Origin of the sequence: Mycobacterium paraffinicum (assembly GCF_001907675.1) — a bacterium.
GTDB lineage: Bacteria > Actinomycetota > Actinomycetes > Mycobacteriales > Mycobacteriaceae > Mycobacterium > Mycobacterium paraffinicum_A.
This window is the reverse complement of the sequence record NZ_MPNT01000052.1, coordinates 1-17,884: the sequence shown is the minus strand read 5'-3', so window position 1 is coordinate 17,884 and position 17,884 is coordinate 1. Positions and strand designations below refer to the sequence as shown.

Below are 17,884 nucleotides of genomic sequence, written 5' to 3'. Positions count from 1 at the left end.
CGGTCCCCTGTTCTCCCCAACGATGTTGGGCGGTCGGCGGCCGTACGAATGCTTGGCAGAGCCCCCCCGTGCGCATGGGCGCACCACCGCTCACGCATCCGGGCTCAGGATTCGTAAAGTGCGGTAACAGCTTAGCGACCGGAACTTCGTGCGCTCAGCGGTTCGAAATTTCGGGCGGGCGGCCAGTCTCAGGTCGAGATGGGGCGGAACTCGGGTGGTGCGTGGCGCGCCCGAGCACGCAGGGTCGAAAAGGCTTGCCAGAGAACCTCATTCGCGGAGCGCCGAACGTTAGGTTCCCCCGCCATCGCCGGATTCCTCGGAGTCGACCGCATTCGCGGGGTCCTCGATGACCTGATACGTCGGGTCGACCATCGAGACGGGCCGGTTGCCCGTCTGCCGGGCCTTCCCGGTTATCCGCAACAGCTGGCCGGGCTGAATATCGCCGCCACCGTGGCCGGGACGGAAGGTGATGGTAATTTCCCCGCTGTTGTCCCCGACGACGACCTCGCGCAGGGTGCGCCCACGGTCGTTGACGTCCTGGACTTCGCTGACCCGGCCCTCGACGGTGGCCCGTTGGCCGGAGATCAGGCCGGCCACCAGGATGACCGACGCCGACCGCTTCGGGTGCTCGTAGGCGTCCACCTTCTCGTCCTCGCCCCGGGACACCCACGCCTCGAGTTTGTCGATCTCGTCGGCGATCCGTTGCTCGAAGGTGTCGGGGTAGGCCTCCCTGATGCGTGATTCGACGTCGTAGGGCACGATGGTCGCCGCCGCGTCGGGGATCAGGCTCACCGCGCTCGAGATCTTGTCCGCGGTGCGGTCGTGCAGCAACCGCCCCAGCAGCCGCCCGTACGTCCGGCGCGGCAGCAGCACCGTCACGTTGGTGCGCGCTTGTTCCTCGCGGGCCTTGGCGACAAACAGCTGCGCGGCCCGGATGATCCGCCGGTCCGGGCAGTCGACGACCCGCAGCGGGGTGTCCAGATCGAAGTGATCCCAACGCTTTCGCAGCATGGCGGCATGGGCCGGGTCAACCATGAAGTGCACGGCGGTCAGCTCGTCGGCCCGTAATCCCCTGCCGTAGCGCAACGCTTCGATCACCGCCAGGTCGACGGCGTCGACGAACACGAACACCCGGTGCCGCGCATACTTCACCAGCTCCGGGCGGTCGGTGCGGAACATCTCGAGAATGGCTGCCTCGGCGCGGTATTCGCGGTTGAGCCGCGTCAGTATGAATACCAGCAGCGGGAAGACGATGACCACCAGCCACGCGCCCTCGGTGAACTTCGCCACCGCGAAGATGCCCACCACGATCGTGGACAGGATCGCCGCGGACAGGTTGATCGCCAGGCGGTGTCGCCAGCCCGGTTCGCGGTGCGTCAGATGGTGTTTGGTCATCCCGTAGCCGGCCATCGAGAACCCCGTGAACACGCCGATCGCGTAGAAGGGAACCAGCGCGTTGACCGAGCCGCCCGTCACCACCAACAGCAGCACCGACAGCGCCGCCAGCGTGATGATGCCGTTCGAGAAGACCAGGCGATGGCCGCGTTTGGTGAGCTGACGCGGCAGGAAGCGGTCCTCGGCGACGAAACTGGCCAGCGCCGGGAATCCATTGAAACTGGTGTTCGCACCGGTGAACAGGATGGCGGCGGTCGCGGCCTGGACCAGCGCGTAGAAGACGTTGCCGAGCACGCCGTTGCCGAAGACGGCGCGACCGATCTGCGAGAGCACCGACGGGTATTCGGTGAGATACGGCGTCGCGTGGGTGACGTGCGCCAGGTACGCGACGCCGGCCAGCAGCACGCCCAGGATGGTGGCCATGGCGGTGAGCACGCGGCGGGCGTTGAGGCCCTGCGGCTTTCGGAAGTGGTCGACCGTATTGGAGATGGCCTCCACCCCCGTCAGGGACGAGCCGCCGTTGGCGAACGCGCGGAGTAACACCAGGATCGTGGCCCCCAGCACCAGCCCATTGCCCTGGTGAACGGGCACGGTCCCGGCCAGGCGCGCGGGATCGTAAATGGGCAGATTCCCCAGGGCCGCGCGGATGAGGCCGACCACGATGGTCAGGCCGACCATGCCGATGAAGGCATAGGTGGCCAGCGCGAACGGCAGGCCCGCCTCCTTCAAGCCGCGCAGGTTTGCGTAGCAGATGGCAAGCACCACACCGACAGTGATTTCCAGGCTGTAGGGGCCCAGCGCGGGGACGGCCGACACGACCGCGACCGTCCCTGCCGCCGACTGCACCGCAACGGTGACCACGTAGTCGATCAGCAGCGCGGCGGCGGCTATCTGCGCCACCCGAGGCCCGAAATTCTCGCGGGCGACGATGTAGGAGCCGCCGGCCCGGGTGTAGGCCATCACCACCTGCCGATACGAGGCGGCGACCAGGATGAGGATCAGCAGGATGACACCGGTGATCGGAAGCAACAACAGGAACGCGGCCAGCCCCGCGTGCGGTAGCAGCTCGATCAGGATCTGCTCGGGGCCATAGGCGACCGATGACACCGCGTCCGGCGAAAGCGCGCCCAGGGCAACCGGATTCGACAACTTCTCGGAGGCGATGTCCTCGGTGACCAGCGGCTTGCCCAGGAACACCCGCTTGGCGATGTCCCCGACCGAAAGGGGAATCCGTAGCTTGCCGGCCGAAGAGGTCACGACCACCGTCCTTACCGTGAGCGGGCGAAACACCTCCGATGCATTGTGCACGTTCTCCGCCGCCGCGTTGGCAGCTGGGCGGCTCCGGACTAGGCGAGTCGCTGTACCGCGGCGGCGATCCGCTCGTCGGTGGCCGTCAACGCGACCCGCACGTGCTGCCCGCCGCGCGGGCCGTAGAAGTGACCGGGCGCCACCAGGATGCCGCGCGCTGCCAGCCAGCCGACGCTGTCGGCGCAGGATTCGCCCCGCGTGGCCCACAGATACAGGCCGGCTTCGGAATGGTCGACGGCAAACCCGGCCGCCCGCATCGCCGGCAGTAGCGCCGCGCGCCGCCGTTCGTACCGCTCCCGCTGCGCAAGCTCGTGGGCGTCGTCGTCCAGGGCCGCGACCATGGCCGCCTGGACTGGCGTGGGCACGATCATCCCGGCGTGTTTGCGCACCGCGAGCAGCTCGGCCACCAGGTCGGCGTCACCGGCGACGAATCCGGCCCGGTAACCGGCCAACGACGAGCTCTTCGACAGCGAGTGGATCGCGAGCAGCCCGCTGTGGTCGCCGTCGCACACCGACGGATGCAGGATCGACAGCGGTTGCGCGTCCCAGCCCAGGCCCAGGTAGCACTCGTCCGAGGCCACCACGCTGCCCCGCTCACGCGCCCAGCCGACCACTTTGCGCAGGTGGTCGAGGCCCAGCACGCGGCCGGTCGGGTTGCTCGGGGAGTTCAGGTAGACCAGCGCCGGCGATCGGGGGCCCAACTGGGTCAGCGAATCCGCGCGCAGCACCGAGGCTCCGGCCAGCCGGGCCCCGACGTCGTAGGTCGGATACGCCAGCTCGGGCACCGCAATCACGTCCGCGGGCCCGAGCCCCAGCAGCGTCGGCAACCAGGCGATGAGCTCCTTGCTGCCGATCACCGGCAGGACGGCGGCCTCGCCCAGCCCGGTGACGCCGAAACGGCGGGCCAACGCGGCGACCGCGGCTTCCCGCAGCCGCGGGGTGCCGGCGGTGGCGGGGTACCCGGACGCGGAACCGGCGGCGGCGAGCGCCTCTTGGATCACCGGTGCGACGGGGTCGACCGGGGTACCGACGGACAGGTCGACGATCCCGTCGGGGTGGGAGCCGGCCAGCGCTTTGGCGTCTGCCAGCGTGTCCCACGGGAATTCAGGCAGGGACGCCGACACTCGCCCGCGTGCGGCGCGGGGCCTCACCCCGGGCTGCTCGAGCACCGGCCGGCTCAGTCGCCCTCGCCCTGCGGCGGCAGGTCCTTGACCACCTGCGGGTCGTTCTCGGTCATGCCGACCTTGGCGGCGCCGCCCGGCGACCCCAGCTCAGTGAAGAAGTCGGCGTTGATCTGGGTGTACTGGCTCCACTGCTCGGGCACGTCGTCTTCGTAATAGATCGCTTCCACGGGGCAGACCGGCTCGCACGCCCCGCAGTCGACGCACTCGTCGGGGTGGATGTACAGCATCCGCGCGCCCTCGTAGATGCAATCGACCGGGCACTCCTCGATACAAGCCTTGTCTTTGATGTCGACACAGGGCTCGGCGATCGTGTAGGTCACAGACGTCTCCTCCATGTACTACTTCGGTGTGGGCTGCTCTTCGGCTCGCGCCCGGTGCTTCCGGCCGCTCCAGACAAAGCTTTCGGTTACTGATACTAGACGTTGCACATACACGTCAACCACTTGGCACGCCCGTCGAATAGACGATTTAAGACCGCCAGTCTCGGGGCCCGCGACCGGGGCTGGTTTCGCCAAGGGCGAACAGCGGCCAGGGGCCGCCGAACTGCGCATAGTCGCAGTCCAGCGAGGTTGTGCGATAACTGTTGAGATGGAAGCACGGTCGTGGCGCCTGGTAACCTCGACCGGGAGACGGCAACCGCTGGGTGAGATGTCGTCGCCTTAATAGCGGTGCATTAACGGGGAAGGTGTCCACACATGAGGCTGTCGTTGACCAAATGGACCGTCGCGATCGGTAGCGCGGCGGTGGCGTTGACCGCCGGCGCCGGGATCGCATCCGCGGACCCGACGGACGCGATCATCAACACCACGTGCAACTACGGACAGGTGATCGCGGCGCTCAACGCCACCGATCCGGCCGCCGCCGCGCAGCTGAACAGCTCGCCCATGGCGCAGTCCTACATCCGCAGCTTCCTGGCCTCGCCGCCGCCGAAGCGCCAGCAGATGGCCCAGCAGATCCAGGCGATGCCGTCGGCGCAGAAGTACTACGACGACATCAACCAGGTCGCGGTCACCTGTAACAACTTCTGAGCCGCCGGTTCAGTAACCACCGAGCAGGCCGCGCACGCGGCCCAGCGTTTGCGGTCCGACGCGGCTGCAGATTCGCGACGGGTCTGCGGGCCTCCGCCCCCAGAGCAGCAGTACGCGCGCGGCAGGATCGGTTTCCAACGTCGCGGGGCCCTCGGGTTCGGCCAGTTCGATGGCGGTGCGATCGGCTTCGGCCCTGACCACGACGTCGTCGGAGCCGGCGGCCCGCAACCGGGCCTCGACGTGCTCGCCCTGCGCTAGTTGCCTGGCGCCCTTGGCCAGCAGCGGCTTTCCGACCGCCAGGACGCTGTGGGTGGTCATCCAGGGCTCGGCCAGCCGCGCCTGCGCCGCCGCGTCATCGCCGGTGATGTCCCAGCCGTGCAGCACGAGCTCTTCGCGCATGTGTTCGGCGAACCAGGGCACCTTCATGGTGCGGCCCGTCCACGCGACATCGATGTCCGGTGGCACGTCGTCGGCCGCCGCCGCCACGCCGTTCAGGGTGGCCATCCGGTCGAAGAGCGCGTCCCACAGGTCCGCGTCGCTCAGGGCGCGCAGTGGTCCCTCACGCTCCTCGAATCCGCGCGTGCCGACGGGTTCACCCTCCAGGGCGGCGGCCAGCACCCGGGCGATCTCCTCGGCGTTTCCGGCCTGATGGACGACGATGTCGCGCACCGTCCACGCCTCGCACCAGGTGCCGGCGTCGGGTCGTCGCTGCTGTACCGCGTCCACGAATGGGCGCCACTCCGGGAACCGGTCATCGTCGATGTTTCGGTTCACGGCGTCGGGATACCCGCGCCGTCTGGGTGCTAAGCGGCCCGCCGCGCGTAGGTCGTGGTGCGTTGACGCGCCGGTCGCCCGATCCCCTCGGCGATCTCGGTCAGCTCTTCCACGGTCTTGGCCGACCCGTGTTCCGAGCCGGCCATCCGCGAGATGGTCTCCTCCATCAGCGTGCCGCCCAGATCGTTGGCGCCGCCGTTGAGCATCACCTGGGTGCGTTCGACGCCCAGCTTCACCCAGCTGGTCTGAATCTGGGAGATGCGGCCGTGCAACATGATTCGCGCCAACGCGTGCACGGCGCGGTTGTCCCGGTGGGTGGGTCCGGGCCGGGCCGCGCCGGCCAGATACAACGGCGAACTCTGGTGCACGAACGGCAGCGGCACGAATTCGGTGAACCCGCCGGTGCGGTCCTGGATCCCGCGCAACACGTTGAGGTGGGCGACCCAGTGCCGTGGGGTGTCGACGTGCCCGTACATCATCGTCGACGACGATCGCAGGCCCACCTCGTGCGCGGTGGTCACGATGTCGATCCACTCCGAGGTCGGCAGCTTGCCCTTGGTCAGCACCCAGCGCACCTCGTCGTCCAGGATCTCGGCGGCCGTGCCCGGAATGGTGTCCAACCCCGCCTCGCGCAAGCTGATCAGCCACTCGCGCACGCTGAGCCCGCTCTTGGTGACGCCGTTGGCGATCTCCATCGGCGAGAAGGCATGCACGTGCATCGACGGCACTCGCGCCTTGACGGCGCGGACCAGGTCGGCGTAGCCGGTGACCGGCAATTCCGGGTCGATGCCGCCCTGCATGCACACTTCGGTGGCGCCCTGGACGTGTGCCTCCCACGCGCGGTCGGCCACCTCGTCGGTGGACAACGAATACGCGTCGGCGTCGCCCTTGCGCTGCGCGAAGGCGCAGAACCGGCAGCCGGTGTAGCAGATGTTGGTGAAGTTGATGTTGCGGTTCACCACGAAGGTGACATCGTCACCGACGGTGTCGCGGCGTAGCGAATTAGCCAGCGCTGCAACGGCTTCCAGCGCCGGTCCGTCGGCGGTCGCCAGCGCCAGGTACTCGCTGTCGCTGCAGCCGGCGGGATCACGCTCGGCCGCCCGCAGGGCGGCAAGCACATCGGTGTCGATCCGCTCGGGCGCGCGTGCGGCCAGTTCGTGCACCTGCGCGCGGATCGATTCCCAGTCGCCGAAGGCGCTGTCGAGGTCGCTGCGGGCTTCGGTGGCGCGACCCTCGGTGTCGATCGCGGCGTTGAGATCAACCCGTCCCGCCGAGGCGACGTCGTCGGGTTCCTGCCAGGGCAACCCCACCGGATGGACGTCGCGGGCCAGCCCGGTCGCCGGGTCGGCGAGCGCCAGCACGTGCCCGCGCACCCGCGGGTCGATCCACGCGGCTCCAGCCTGGACGTACTTGGGCTGGGCGGTCAGCCGCTGGACCAGTTCGTATCCGGCCCGGGCGGTGATATCGGCGAGGTCGTCCAGCGCGGGCCAGGGCCGCTCGGGGTTGACGTGATCGGGCGTGAGCGGTGAAACCCCGCCCCAGTCGTCGACCCCGGCGCCGACCAGCGCGAGGCACTCGTCGGGGGAAACCAGGTTGGGCGGCGCCTGGATGCGCATGCCGGGGCCGAGCACCAGCCGCGCGACCGCCACCGTCGCCAGGTAGTCGTCGATCCCCGCGTCGGGGACGTCGGCCATCGCGGTGTGTTCCTTGGCCCGGAAGTTCTGCACGATCACTTCCTGAACATGCCCGAACTCCTTGTGCGACTTGCGGATCGCGTGCAGGGTTTCGGCCCGTTCGGTCAGCGTCTCGCCGATGCCGACCAGCAGGCCGGTCGTGAACGGGATGGACAACCGGCCCGCGTCGGTCAGCGTGCGCAGCCGGACCGCGGGGTCCTTGTCCGGGCTGCCGTAGTGCGCAAGCCCTTTCGTCTCGAACAGCCGTCGCGACGTGGTCTCGAGCATCATGCCCATCGACGGCGCGACCGGCTTGAGCCGGGCCATCTCCGACCAACTCATCACGCCGGGGTTCAGGTGTGGCAGCAGCCCGGTTTCTTCGAGCACCCGGATCGCCATGGCCCGCACGTAGGACAGCGTGGAGTCGTAGCCCCGTTCACCGAGCCACTGCGCCGCCTCCGGCCACCGACCCTCGGGGCGGTCACCGAGGGTGAAAAGCGCTTCCTTGCAACCGAGTTCGGCCCCGCGGCGGGCGATGTCGAGGATCTCGTCGGGCTCGAGGTACATGCCCGCGCCCTGCGCGCGCAGCTTGCCCGGGACGGTGACGAAGGTGCAGTAGTGGCACGTGTCGCGGCACAGGTGGGTGACGGGGACGAACACCTTGCGCGAATAGCTGATCGGCAACCCGCCGCCGGGGCCGCGCCGGCCGGCCGACGCCAGCCCCGCATCGCGTACCCGCGCCGCGCTGGCGCACAGATCCGCGAGGTCCTCACCCCGCGCGGTCATCGCGACGGCCGCCTCGTCGACGTTGAGCGCGACGCCGTCTCGGGCGCGGCGCAACACCCGCCGCAGCGCGGAAGCGCTCGTCTTTGGCGGAACCACAGGATTAGGAAGAGCGGTAGGCTCCTCGCCCGGAGTCAGCGGCACCTTCGTGTAACTTCCCCACGATCGAATTTCATCCGCGTGTCCCAACATGTGAAATTTTCTTTCAGGCCCGTGCGGGCCCCGTCTGCGCAACAGTCAACAGTAGCGTCAGCCCCGCACCGGCAAGCGGGGACATCCCTGCCCACGACCGCACGAACGTCACCCCCGGTGGCCGCGCCGCCACAGCACCCAGAACGGCGGCGCCACCCCCGACAGGATGAGCAGCAACGCCCCATAGGCCATCACGCCGCGGCCGCCCAGGATGACGTCGTCGGCCGGGCCGCCCATGCTGATCACCGCCACGGTGAGCAGCCACGTCCACAGCGGCAGCGCGGCCAGCCGCGACGACGTGGTCCACCGCCCGGCGGCCCAGACCAGGGCGGCGTTGACCAATCCCGAAATCAGTCCGCTGATGGGGAAAGGAATCGACCCGATGTAGGAAGGCAGCAGCAGGGCCCCGGCCAGTGCGGAGAGGACCCCGTCGACGGCCAGCAGCGCCAAGACAACGAAACGGATCGCGGGGTCTGTCGCGCCGCCGTCTTCGACGGGTAGGACGCGCGCTTTCGTTTCGGTCAGGTCGGGACGCTGTCGATGTTGGAGAGTATGGAGCCGATAACCCACTGCAGGCTGTCGAGCCGGTCCTGCCAATGCTGCTGATTAGGGTCCAGGTCGGGGTCCATGCGAAATCCTTCCGTGGCTGCCTGATTCGCAAGCCTACCGTGTGACGCCCGCGCCGAAATCGAGCCCGGCGAGCAGATCCGTCTCCCAGCCGCGCTCGTCGCGCTCCCCCGCCGAGCCGGCGGCCAGCACGTAGTGTTCGTCCGCCAGGATCGGCAGCGCCATGTTGTTCGACAAGGCGCAGGCCCGGCCGGTCGGTCCGACGATCACCTGGGTGGCGTGCGCGGCCAGCGCCGCCCTCTTTGCCGCCCACGCCGCAACGGCGGGCTCGACGACGGCGTCGATGTCGGCATCCGCGTACCCGAACCCGAACTCCTCCTCCGGAGGAACCGTCCACTCGGGCTGCAGATCCTCTGGGCCCAGTTCGCGGATGCCCGCCAGGAAGGTCCGGGTGGCGAACACCGACCAGTAGAACTTCGGCACCGTCCACGGCTCGCCGGGGAAGTCGTCGGAGCCCGCGGCGGCGACCGCGCGCGTCGTGACGGAGTGGGTCTGGACATGATCGGGGTGGCCATAGCCGCCGCCCGGGTCATAGGTCACGACGACGTGGGGGCGGTGCTCGCGGATGACGGCGACCAGCGCGCCGACGGCCTCCCGCTCGTCGGCGTCGATGAACCGCCGGCGCCGCCGTCCGGGCGTGCCCCGCATCCCCGAGTCGCGCCAGCGCCCGGCGCCGCCCAGGTAGTGGGGTTCGCCGGCGCCCAGCTCGCGCAGCGCGGCGGTGAGCTCGCCGATCCGGTAGCCGCCCAACTGATCCGCGCGATCGACGGCCAGCTCGGCCCAGCGCTCGCCGATGACCTCGCCCTCCTCGCCGAGCGTGCAGGTGACGACCCGCACGTCCGCCCCGCGGGCGCTGTAGTGGGCGATGGTGGCGCCGTTGCTGAGGCTCTCGTCATCGGGATGCGCGTGGACGAACAGCAGCCGCGGAGTCTCAGGCATGGACGGCACCCTACCCGCCGCCGTCGGCCGTTGCGGTCTCGTCGCGTCCAATAGGAACGCGTGCGGCTACTATCGAGGGATGCCGCAGCTCACCAAGATCGCCCCGACCGGCGGCCCGAGCCGCCGACGGGGCGAGGTCCTCGAACGGGCGCTGTACGAGGCCACCCTGGCCGAGCTCGCCGAAGTCGGGTATGGGGGGCTGACGATGGAGGGGATCGCGGCGCGCGCCCACACCGGAAAGGCCGCGCTGTACCGGCGCTGGGCCACCAAGTGCGAGCTGGTGCACGCCGCGCTGGTCCATACCTTGCCGCCGTTGCCGGAGGCGCGAGCCGGCCGGTCGGCCCGGGACAACCTGCTGACGGTCTTCACCGCGCACCGCGACATCTGCGCCGGCAAGACCGCGTTCCCCGGCATGGCCACCGTCAACCAGCTCCTGCACGAACCCGAGATGCGGGCCATCTTCGCCGACGCGGTGGTGGCTCCCCGCCTCCAGATCGTCGACGCGATCCTGCAGGCCGCGGTGGAGGAGGGCGACCTCGATCCGGAGATGATCACCCCGCTCACCGGGCGCATCGGCCCGGCCCTGATCAATCAGCACTTCCTGCTGACCGGATCGCCGCCCAACCGCCGGGAGCTGGCGCTGATCGTCGACACCGTGATCCCGCCGCGGACCCGGCGGGACTAACGCCCGATCAGGGCCCGGTCTTGATCCATTGGCCGGCGTCGCCGACGATGCCGACCGGCACCGCGCCCGTCAGGCTGACGTTCTGCACGCTGGGGCCTGCCGCGACGATCGTGGTGTCCTGCAGGATCGGCAACACCGTGGACATGTTCCACAGCCGCGGCTCGACCGCGGTGATCACGTCGTTGATGTTTTTGGTGCCGTTGAGGGCGGCGTCGATGTTCGACTGGACGCTGCGGTCGCAGATGCCGGTGAGGTTCGACGGCGCCTGCACCAGGGCGTTGGGGTCCGGCGGCCGACTGGGCGGCGACGACGTCGGCGTGGTGGCGGAGGCGCTCGACCCCGTGCTGGGCGGCGCGGTCGACGAGGGCGGATTGGTGGTCGGCCCGGTGGACGTGGGCACCTGCGTCGCCTCCAGCGCCGGGCAGCCGTATCGCGACGCCAGCCGCGTCGCCAGGTTCCCGCCCGCCTGATGCCAGCCGACGATCGCGTCCACCTGGTTGTTGTTCAGGGCGTCGCGATACAGCGTCACCGGGTCCAGCGCGAGCACGCTGGCGGCGATCCCCACGTTGCGCAACTGGTCGGCCGCGGTGTTGGCCACCGCGACGGAGGTCGGGTCGTTGGCCGCGACGCCGATGACCAGCGACAGCTGTTGACCGTCCTTGCTGATCCGGCCTCGGATGACCTCGGGCGGCGCGGTGTTCGCCGACGTCGGAGCGGGCGACGCTGTCGCGTTGCCCTCGACCTTGAAGCCGGCGCCCTCCAGCAGGGCCAGCGCCGCCGGCGTCGTCATCGCGGGCGGCGCGGTCGGCTCGTAGCCGGGGTCACTGGGCGCGCGGATCTGGGCCTGGTCCAGCGTGACGGTGTTGTCGCTGCCCGCGCCCACCGCCGCGAGCAGGTCGACGTCGAGCAGCCCGAGGATCGCCTTGCGCACCTGAGGGTCGGACAGCTTGGGCTCGTTGGCTCGCAACGTCAGCTGCATGACCCGCGGCGTCACGATCCGGGCGGTGCGCACATCCGGGATGGCGGACAGCTGCGCGAAGGCCGCCGATCCGCCGTGCACCTGCGCCACCTGGGTGTCGCCGTTGCGCACCGAATCGGCCAGCGCGGCCGGCGCCCCGGCGCGCCGGAACAGGATGACGGCGGGCTTGGCCGGTGACCCCCAATAGCGGTCGTTGCGGGCCACCACGATCTCGTCGCGCTGGGGATCGATGCTCTCCACCCGGAACTGGCCGCCGGTCACGGGGAGCGCTCGGGCCAGCCCGGCCGCGAAACCGCCCGGCACGTCCTTGACGATGTGCGCCGGAATGATGTTGCTGAACAACTCTTTCCACGACGGATACGGCTGGGCGAAGGTGACCACCGCCTGCTTGCCGCCCTCCAGCGACTGCACGCCGGTGATGAGGTCGTAGCCGGCGGGATCGACGACGCCGGGCTGGCTGACCATCTGCCGCCACAGGTACCAGAAGTCGTCGGCGGCGATCGGCGCGTTGTCGGTCCACTGCGCCTCCGGCCGGATTTTGTAGGTCACCGTGAACGGGTTCTGGTTGGTGACTTCTGCGGACTCCAGCAGGGTCGGGTCCATCTCCCAGCGCGAGCCCGTGGGGGTCGCGGGGTCGGGCACCGGCCGGAACGCGCTCGGCAGCACCAGCGCGCTGATCGCCGCGTTCACCGGGGACAGGTCGGACAGCAGGTGCGGGTTGAAGCCGGCGCCGATCGAGTCGATGCCCATGATGATCTGGGTGGGCCGCGGCGGGGGCGGGGGCGAGTTGTGCGGCGTGTCGGTGCTCTGCGGCGCCGGCGGGGGGTTCACCGTGCACGCCGCCAGCGCCAGTCCGACCAGCGAGAGGAGCACGCCGGCCGTCACGAAGAAACGGCGGACTCGTCTCGGCATGCCGATCAGGGTAACGAGCAGCTGCCCGGCAGCCCGCCCAAGCACGCGCGATTAACCCCGGGCCTTGGCCCGCGCCCGGCTGCGGGCCCGGGTCGTGGCGTCCAGCTCGACCTTGCGGACCCGCACGATCTCCGGAGTCACCTCGACGCATTCGTCCTGGGCGCAGAACTCCATGGCCTGTTCCAGGTCGAGCTCGAGCGGCTTGGCCAGGGTCTCGATCACGTCCGCGGTCGACGAGCGCATGTTGGTGAGCTTCTTCTCCCTGGTGACGTTGATGTCGAGATCCTCTGCGCGCGGGTTGATTCCGACGACCATGCCCTCGTAGGTGTCCTGGCCGGGCTCGACGAAGAACTGGCCGCGGTCGGCGAGCTGGATCATCGCGAACGGCGTGATGACGCCGGACCGATCGGACACCAGCGAGCCGGTGTGGCGGGCCCGGATCTCCCCGGCCCACGGCCGGTAGCCGTCGAAGACGGCGTTGGCGATGCCGGTGCCGCGGGTGATGGTGAGGAAGTCGGTGCGGAAGCCGATCAGGCCGCGGCTGGGCACGATGAAGTCCATCCGGACCCAGCCGGCCGCGTGGTTGGCCATCTCCTCCATGCGGCCCTTGCGGGCGGCCATCAATTGGGTGATGGCGCCGACGAATTCCTGCGGGCAGTCGATCGTCATCGCCTCGAACGGCTCGTGCAGCTTGCCGTCGATCGTCTTGGTGACCACCTGCGGCTTGCCGACGGTGAGCTCGAAGCCCTCCCGCCGCATCTGTTCGACCAACACGGCCAGCGCGAGCTCGCCGCGGCCCTGGACCTCCCAGGCGTCCGGCCGGCCGATGTCCACCACCCGGATGGAGACGTTGCCGACCAGCTCCTGGTCGAGGCGATTGCGGACCATGCGGGCGGTCAGCTTGTGGCCCGACACCTTGCCCGCCAGCGGCGAGGTGTTGGTGCCGATGGTCACCGAGATCGCCGGTTCGTCCACGGTGATCCGCGGCAGCGCGTGGGCGTGGTCGGGGTCGGCAAGCGTGTCGCCGATCATGATCTCGGGCAGCCCGGCGACCGCGACGATGTCGCCGGCGATCGCCTCGTCGGTGGGGCTGCGCTCGACGCCCTCGGTGGCGAGCAGCTCGGTGATCTTGGCGCTGGTGATGACGGGCACCCCGTCCACCTCACGCATCCAGGCGACCTGCTGGCCCTTGCGCAGCTTGCCGTTGTAGATGCGGATCAGCGCGAGCCGGCCGAGGAACGCGGACGCGTCGAGGTTGGTCACCAGCGCCTGCAGCGGCGCCTCGGGATCCCCCGACGGCGGCGGGATGTGCTCCATCAGGACGTCGAACAGCGGGTCCAGGTTGTCGCCGGCGGGCACCTCGCCGTCGGCCGGTTGGGTGGTGCTGGCGATGCCGGCGCGGCCGGAGGCGTACAGCGTCGGCAGGCCCAGCGCGTGCTCGGCGGCCTTGGCGGCTGCGTCGTCGAGGTCGGAGGCGACGTCGAGCAGCAGGTCGTGGCTGGCGTCGACGACCTCGGCGATGCGGGCGTCGGGCCGGTCGGTCTTGTTGACGACGAGGATCACCGGGAGGTGCGCCGCCAGCGCCTTACGCAGCACGAACCTCGTCTGCGGCAGCGGCCCCTCCGACGCGTCGACCAGCAGCAGCACCCCGTCCACCATGGACAGGCCGCGCTCCACCTCGCCGCCGAAGTCGGCGTGCCCGGGGGTGTCGATCACGTTGATGACGGTGACAGTTCCGTCCGGGTTGCGGCGGTGCACGGCGGTGTTCTTGGCCAGGATGGTGATGCCCTTTTCCTTTTCCAGGTCACCGCTGTCCATGATGCGTTCCTGGGTGTCGTCGCCGCGGTGGGTCAGGGCGCCCGACTGCCGCAGCATCGCGTCCACCAGGGTGGTCTTGCCGTGGTCGACGTGGGCGACGATGGCGACGTTACGGAATGGCACGTCGGTGATTGTGGCAGCGCGGGGCGGTCAAAGGCGAACTGGCAGGTACGCCCCGCCGGTCGTCCGGTGTGCGTCCAGGGTGGCCCGCCACGGCGTGTCGTCGCCCTGGCCGCACCCCGAAAGCCCAGGACGCACGCGCGACGGAAAGCTGTGCGGGCCAGTTATGACGAGGCCGTGGACAGCGTCCGCACCAGGTCAGCGACCCAGCCGCGGTCTGCGGGCACCCAGTCGACATCGCGCAGCTCGCCCGCGCTCACCCAGCGCACCGCCCGATGGTCGCGCGCATGCGGTTCGCCGCTGAGCAGCCGCACGCGGTATGCCCGCAGCGTCATGCCGTCCAGCGCGATGTCGTGGCCCAGGCGGTCGCCCACCATGACGTCGCCGACCTCGAGGCCCAGCTCCTCGGCCAGCTCCCGGGCGAGCGCGTCCCGCTCCGTTTCGCCGGAAGCGACCTTGCCGCCGGGCAGTTCCCAGCGGCCGGCCAGCTCGGGCGGCCGGACGCGTTGCGCCACCAGCACCGTGGCGCGGCGGATGATCGCGCCCGCGACGACGATCTGGGTCGGCATGGCCAGACGGTATACGGTCGAAATATGGCTGTGTTAACGGATGAGCAGGTGGACGCCGCACTGCCCGATCTCAACGGATGGGAACGCGTCGACGGTGCGCTGCGCCGGTCGATCAAGTTCCCCAGCTTTCTCGCCGGCATCGACGCGGTGCGCCGGGTGGGTGAGCACGCCGAGAGCAAGGACCATCACCCGGATATCGATATCCGTTGGCGGACGGTGACTTTCGTTCTGGTGACGCATTCCGAGGGCGGCATCACCGACAAGGACGTCGCCATGGCGCACGACATCGACGGGATCGTCGGGGGCTAGTCCTTCGACCGGGCGGTGACCGGCACGCTAGCGCGACGCCCGCCCGTGGCGGCGATCCAGGCCAGCGTCGCCACGGCGGCCACGATGTAGACCAGGCCGGCCCAGGCCAGATACCACGGCCGGCTGATCTGCCAGATGGTCGGCTGCGCGAACAGCAGCAGCCACGGCACGCCGACGAGGGTGAGCGCCAGCCAGCCCCACCCCACGGTTCGCGCGCCGGGGCGTTCGCGCGGCGGTCCGTGAATCGCCCAGATCATCAACGGCACCAGCCACACCCAGTGGTGGGTCCACGAAATGGGAGACAGCAGCAGCCCGAACAGCTCGACCACCAGCAACTTGCCCAGCCGGTCGGACGGGTCCAGCGCCCGCCAGGCCAAAAAGGCCACCACCGCCGTGGCGCCGATGGCGATCAGGACCGGCGGGCCGAAGCCGGCGTCGTGGCCCAGGATCCGGGAGATGCCGCCGCGCCAGGACTGATTGATCGACGTGGCGATGGGCCCGACGCGGTGCGCGTCGCCCAGCAGCTTCGTGAAGTAGTAGCCGGTCTGATCGCCGACCACTAGAGCCGACACGCCGATGGTGGCGAGGAAGACGACGGCGGAGAAGCCCGCCGCGGCCCATCGCCGCACCCCGACCAGGTAGACGCCCGAGATGGCGGGCGTCAGCTTGATGCCGGCCGCCACGCCCACCAGTAGCCCCGACAGCCACCACCGCGTCGTCAACACCGCCCATAGCACCAAGAGCATCAGCAACACGTTGACCTGCCCGTAGTCGAACGTGCTGCGCAGCGGCTCGATCCAGATCGTGATCGCCGTCCACGCCATGGCCACGCGGCGGCCCTCGCCGCCGGGCGCGACGCCGATCAGGCGCTGACTGATCCGGATCCCGCCGTACAACGCGGCCATCGTCGCGATCTGCCACGCGAAGGCGACCGGGCCGAACGGCAGCAGGCTCAGCGGGTAGAACACGACCGCCGCGAAGGGCGGATAGGTGAACGGCAGCGGGAAGTCGGGCGTCTGGTCGGCGTAGACGTAGCTGTAGAGCATGCCGGGGTGGTCGATGGCGGCGGCCCCGCCGAGGTAGACGTGCAGGTCGACGAAGTTGGCGCCGTGCGGCGCCAGGTAGGTCCACGCGAGCCGCGCGGCGACGCTGGCGAGCAGCAGCCCGGGCGCGGCCGCCCGGAGCAGGCTCGCGAACCGCCGGCGGGGGGATGCCGCCGGGGCGGCCGAGGTGGTGTCGATGAGCCGACTTTAGCGATCGGGGCGGGCCGGGCGGACGGCGTCGCGGCCGATGCCCTGGTCGGTGGGCGTTCGGTCACCGCCGTCACTCGTATCAATAACGATCAAATAAATGCCACACGTGTCACTTGAGTCCCACCAGTATCAACGTAGCTTCGGCGCTGGACCCCGTAATCCACAACCAGGGAGAGTCATGCCAACCATCTGGACTTACTTGCGTGCAGCGGCCGTCGTAGTCGGTTCGTCCGCAGCCCTACTCACGGGCGGTATCGCCCACGCCGACCCCGTGCCGGCTCCGCCGATCCCGAACATTCCGCAGCAGCTGATCAGTTCGGCGGCCAACGCGCCCCAAATCCTGCAGAACCTCGCGACCGCCCTCGGCGCGACCCCGCCGGCCGCGCCGGCCGCCCCCGGCATCACCTTCCCGGGTGTTCCGTCGGCCGCCGCGCCGTCACCGGCGACTTCCGCGGCGATCCCGTCGATCCCCGGGCTGGCGCAGGCACCGACGCCTTCCGCCCCGTCGACGGCGCAGGGCCTGCAGGGGCTGATCCCCGGCCTGACGCAGCCGGCACCCGCGGCGCCCGCCGCACCGGCCACGTCGTCCATTCCCGGACTGCCGGCCATCCCGGGGCTGTCGACGCCGACCGCCCCCGCCACCCCGCCGACCCCGCAGATTCCTCAGGCGAAGGTCAACATGCCGGCGTTCCTGCCGAACCTGCCGGTCAACGTGCCCGCGCAGATGACCCTCCCGGAGGACCTGCCGGCGCTCGCCGGGGCTCCCGCGGCGCCGGCCGCCCCGGCAGCACCGGCCGCACCGGCCACCGGGGCCAACCCGGTAGCTCCGCTGCTCGCCGCCCTGCCCTGAGTAATTAGCCAGACAGCAACGCCAACCCCCAAATGACCGGAGGACACACCGTGGCAACCACTTGGAATCTGTCCAAAGGATTGGCCGCTGTCGTTGCATCGGCTGCCGCGTTCGGGTTCTGCCCGAGCGCGGCAGCCGACCCGGCGACACCGCAACCGAATTCGACCCAGGAACTCCCGGGCCTGCCTGCGCTGTCGCAGCTGAGCCCGATCATCCAGCAGGCCGCCACCAACCCGGGGCAGGCGACCCAGCTGCTCATGGCGGCGGCGCAGGCCTTCAGCCACAACCAGGGCGCGCCCGGCGAATCACGGAACGTGGCCCAGTCGGTGAACCAGTTCCTGACGATGCCCGGCACGGCGGCCGAGCCCGGCGCGGCGCTCCCCGACGGCTCGCCGGTGCCGCACGTCCCCGCGGCGGGCGTCGAACCGGGTGCGCAGTCGCACCTGCCGACCGGCATCGATCCCGCGCACGCGGCCGGTCCGGGAC

The 17,884-nt window shown here is 70.0% G+C and carries 15 protein-coding genes and 1 pseudogene; 5 read left to right on the top strand and 11 right to left on the bottom strand.

The window, feature by feature from the left end:
- Positions 1-288 precede the first annotated feature (288 nt).
- The 3 genes from BRW65_RS29455 to fdxA form a co-directional block, all read right to left on the bottom strand.
- On the bottom strand, positions 289-2,652 hold the full coding sequence (locus BRW65_RS29455; protein WP_073880801.1) for an APC family permease: 2,364 nt from the start codon (positions 2,650-2,652) through the stop codon (positions 289-291).
- An 89-nt stretch (positions 2,653-2,741) separates the two neighbouring features.
- Complete coding sequence (gene dapC / locus BRW65_RS29450; protein ID WP_073880787.1) at positions 2,742-3,827, bottom strand: succinyldiaminopimelate transaminase; 1,086 nt, start codon at positions 3,825-3,827, stop codon at positions 2,742-2,744.
- Positions 3,828-3,880: 53 nt separating this feature from the next.
- Entirely contained in the window at positions 3,881-4,207 is a 327-nt protein-coding gene (fdxA, locus tag BRW65_RS29445) for a ferredoxin (RefSeq protein ID WP_055398945.1), read from the bottom strand.
- 375 nt (positions 4,208-4,582) lie between these two features.
- On the opposite strand from fdxA, the gene BRW65_RS29440 reads away from it, so the two are divergent.
- Positions 4,583-4,915, top strand: a complete 333-nt coding sequence (locus tag BRW65_RS29440) for a hemophore-related protein (protein ID WP_073880785.1) — start codon at positions 4,583-4,585, stop codon at positions 4,913-4,915.
- A 9-nt stretch (positions 4,916-4,924) separates the two neighbouring features.
- On the opposite strand, the gene BRW65_RS29435 is transcribed toward BRW65_RS29440, so the two are convergent.
- The 4 genes from BRW65_RS29435 to mshB all read right to left on the bottom strand — a co-directional run bounded on the left by BRW65_RS29435 (position 4,925) and on the right by mshB (position 9,903).
- Positions 4,925-5,689: a maleylpyruvate isomerase N-terminal domain-containing protein gene (locus BRW65_RS29435; protein ID WP_073880783.1), complete on the bottom strand. Its 765-nt coding sequence runs from the start codon at positions 5,687-5,689 to the stop codon at positions 4,925-4,927.
- A 29-nt stretch (positions 5,690-5,718) separates the two neighbouring features.
- Positions 5,719-8,337, bottom strand: coding sequence for a bifunctional FO biosynthesis protein CofGH (locus BRW65_RS29430; RefSeq protein WP_084188074.1), 2,619 nt, complete (start codon positions 8,335-8,337; stop codon positions 5,719-5,721).
- Positions 8,338-8,445: 108 nt separating this feature from the next.
- Entirely contained in the window at positions 8,446-8,907 is a 462-nt protein-coding gene (locus BRW65_RS29425; protein ID WP_073880779.1) for a hypothetical protein, read from the bottom strand.
- 93 nt (positions 8,908-9,000) lie between these two features.
- Positions 9,001-9,903, bottom strand: coding sequence for an N-acetyl-1-D-myo-inositol-2-amino-2-deoxy-alpha-D-glucopyranoside deacetylase (gene mshB, locus BRW65_RS29420; protein ID WP_073880777.1), 903 nt, complete (start codon positions 9,901-9,903; stop codon positions 9,001-9,003).
- Between the two features lie 79 nt (positions 9,904-9,982).
- Here mshB and BRW65_RS29415 point away from each other — a divergent pair, with 79 nt between their 5' ends.
- Complete coding sequence (locus BRW65_RS29415; RefSeq protein WP_073880775.1) at positions 9,983-10,588, top strand: TetR/AcrR family transcriptional regulator; 606 nt, start codon at positions 9,983-9,985, stop codon at positions 10,586-10,588.
- 7 nt (positions 10,589-10,595) lie between these two features.
- Here BRW65_RS29415 and BRW65_RS29410 read toward each other — a convergent pair whose 3' ends face one another.
- From BRW65_RS29410 to BRW65_RS29400, 3 genes are all read right to left on the bottom strand, one after another.
- Positions 10,596-12,485, bottom strand: a complete 1,890-nt coding sequence (locus BRW65_RS29410; RefSeq protein ID WP_167374114.1) for an ABC transporter family substrate-binding protein — start codon at positions 12,483-12,485, stop codon at positions 10,596-10,598.
- Between the two features lie 45 nt (positions 12,486-12,530).
- The gene (gene typA, locus BRW65_RS29405; RefSeq protein ID WP_073880771.1) at positions 12,531-14,420 is read right to left on the bottom strand and encodes a translational GTPase TypA; all 1,890 of its coding nucleotides are present in this window, start codon (positions 14,418-14,420) and stop codon (positions 12,531-12,533) included.
- Positions 14,421-14,581: 161 nt separating this feature from the next.
- The gene (locus BRW65_RS29400) at positions 14,582-14,986 is read right to left on the bottom strand and encodes a (deoxy)nucleoside triphosphate pyrophosphohydrolase (RefSeq protein ID WP_073880769.1); all 405 of its coding nucleotides are present in this window, start codon (positions 14,984-14,986) and stop codon (positions 14,582-14,584) included.
- Positions 14,987-15,010: 24 nt separating this feature from the next.
- Here BRW65_RS29400 and BRW65_RS29395 point away from each other — a divergent pair, with 24 nt between their 5' ends.
- Positions 15,011-15,295 carry a 4a-hydroxytetrahydrobiopterin dehydratase gene (locus tag BRW65_RS29395; protein WP_073880767.1) on the top strand — a complete coding sequence of 95 codons (285 nt, stop codon included), beginning with the start codon at positions 15,011-15,013 and terminating at the stop codon, positions 15,293-15,295.
- On the opposite strand, the gene BRW65_RS29390 is transcribed toward BRW65_RS29395, so the two are convergent.
- Positions 15,292-16,536, bottom strand: a complete 1,245-nt coding sequence (locus BRW65_RS29390) for a mannosyltransferase (protein WP_073880765.1) — start codon at positions 16,534-16,536, stop codon at positions 15,292-15,294. The genes BRW65_RS29395 and BRW65_RS29390 overlap by 4 nt on opposite strands.
- A 190-nt stretch (positions 16,537-16,726) precedes the next feature.
- On the opposite strand from BRW65_RS29390, the gene BRW65_RS29385 reads away from it, so the two are divergent.
- Positions 16,727-17,398: a hypothetical protein gene (locus BRW65_RS29385; protein WP_073880764.1), complete on the top strand. Its 672-nt coding sequence runs from the start codon at positions 16,727-16,729 to the stop codon at positions 17,396-17,398.
- A 32-nt stretch (positions 17,399-17,430) separates the two neighbouring features.
- A pseudogene (locus tag BRW65_RS29380) lies at positions 17,431-17,884 on the top strand (hypothetical protein); the annotation flags it as partial.

Excerpts from the sequence above, each read along its gene's own strand:
- BRW65_RS29415 (WP_073880775.1), top strand. The coding sequence starts at position 9,983 with ATGCCGCAGCTCACCAAGATCGCCCCGACCGGCGGCCCGAGCCGCCGA.
- BRW65_RS29385 (WP_073880764.1), top strand. The coding sequence starts at position 16,727 with ATGCCAACCATCTGGACTTACTTGCGTGCAGCGGCCGTCGTAGTCGGT.
- BRW65_RS29400 (WP_073880769.1), bottom strand. The coding sequence starts at position 14,986 with ATGCCGACCCAGATCGTCGTCGCGGGCGCGATCATCCGCCGCGCCACG.
- BRW65_RS29430 (WP_084188074.1), bottom strand. The coding sequence starts at position 8,337 with ATGTTGGGACACGCGGATGAAATTCGATCGTGGGGAAGTTACACGAAG.
- BRW65_RS29440 (WP_073880785.1), top strand. The coding sequence starts at position 4,583 with ATGAGGCTGTCGTTGACCAAATGGACCGTCGCGATCGGTAGCGCGGCG.
- BRW65_RS29395 (WP_073880767.1), top strand. The coding sequence starts at position 15,011 with ATGGCTGTGTTAACGGATGAGCAGGTGGACGCCGCACTGCCCGATCTC.
- mshB (WP_073880777.1), bottom strand. The coding sequence starts at position 9,903 with ATGCCTGAGACTCCGCGGCTGCTGTTCGTCCACGCGCATCCCGATGAC.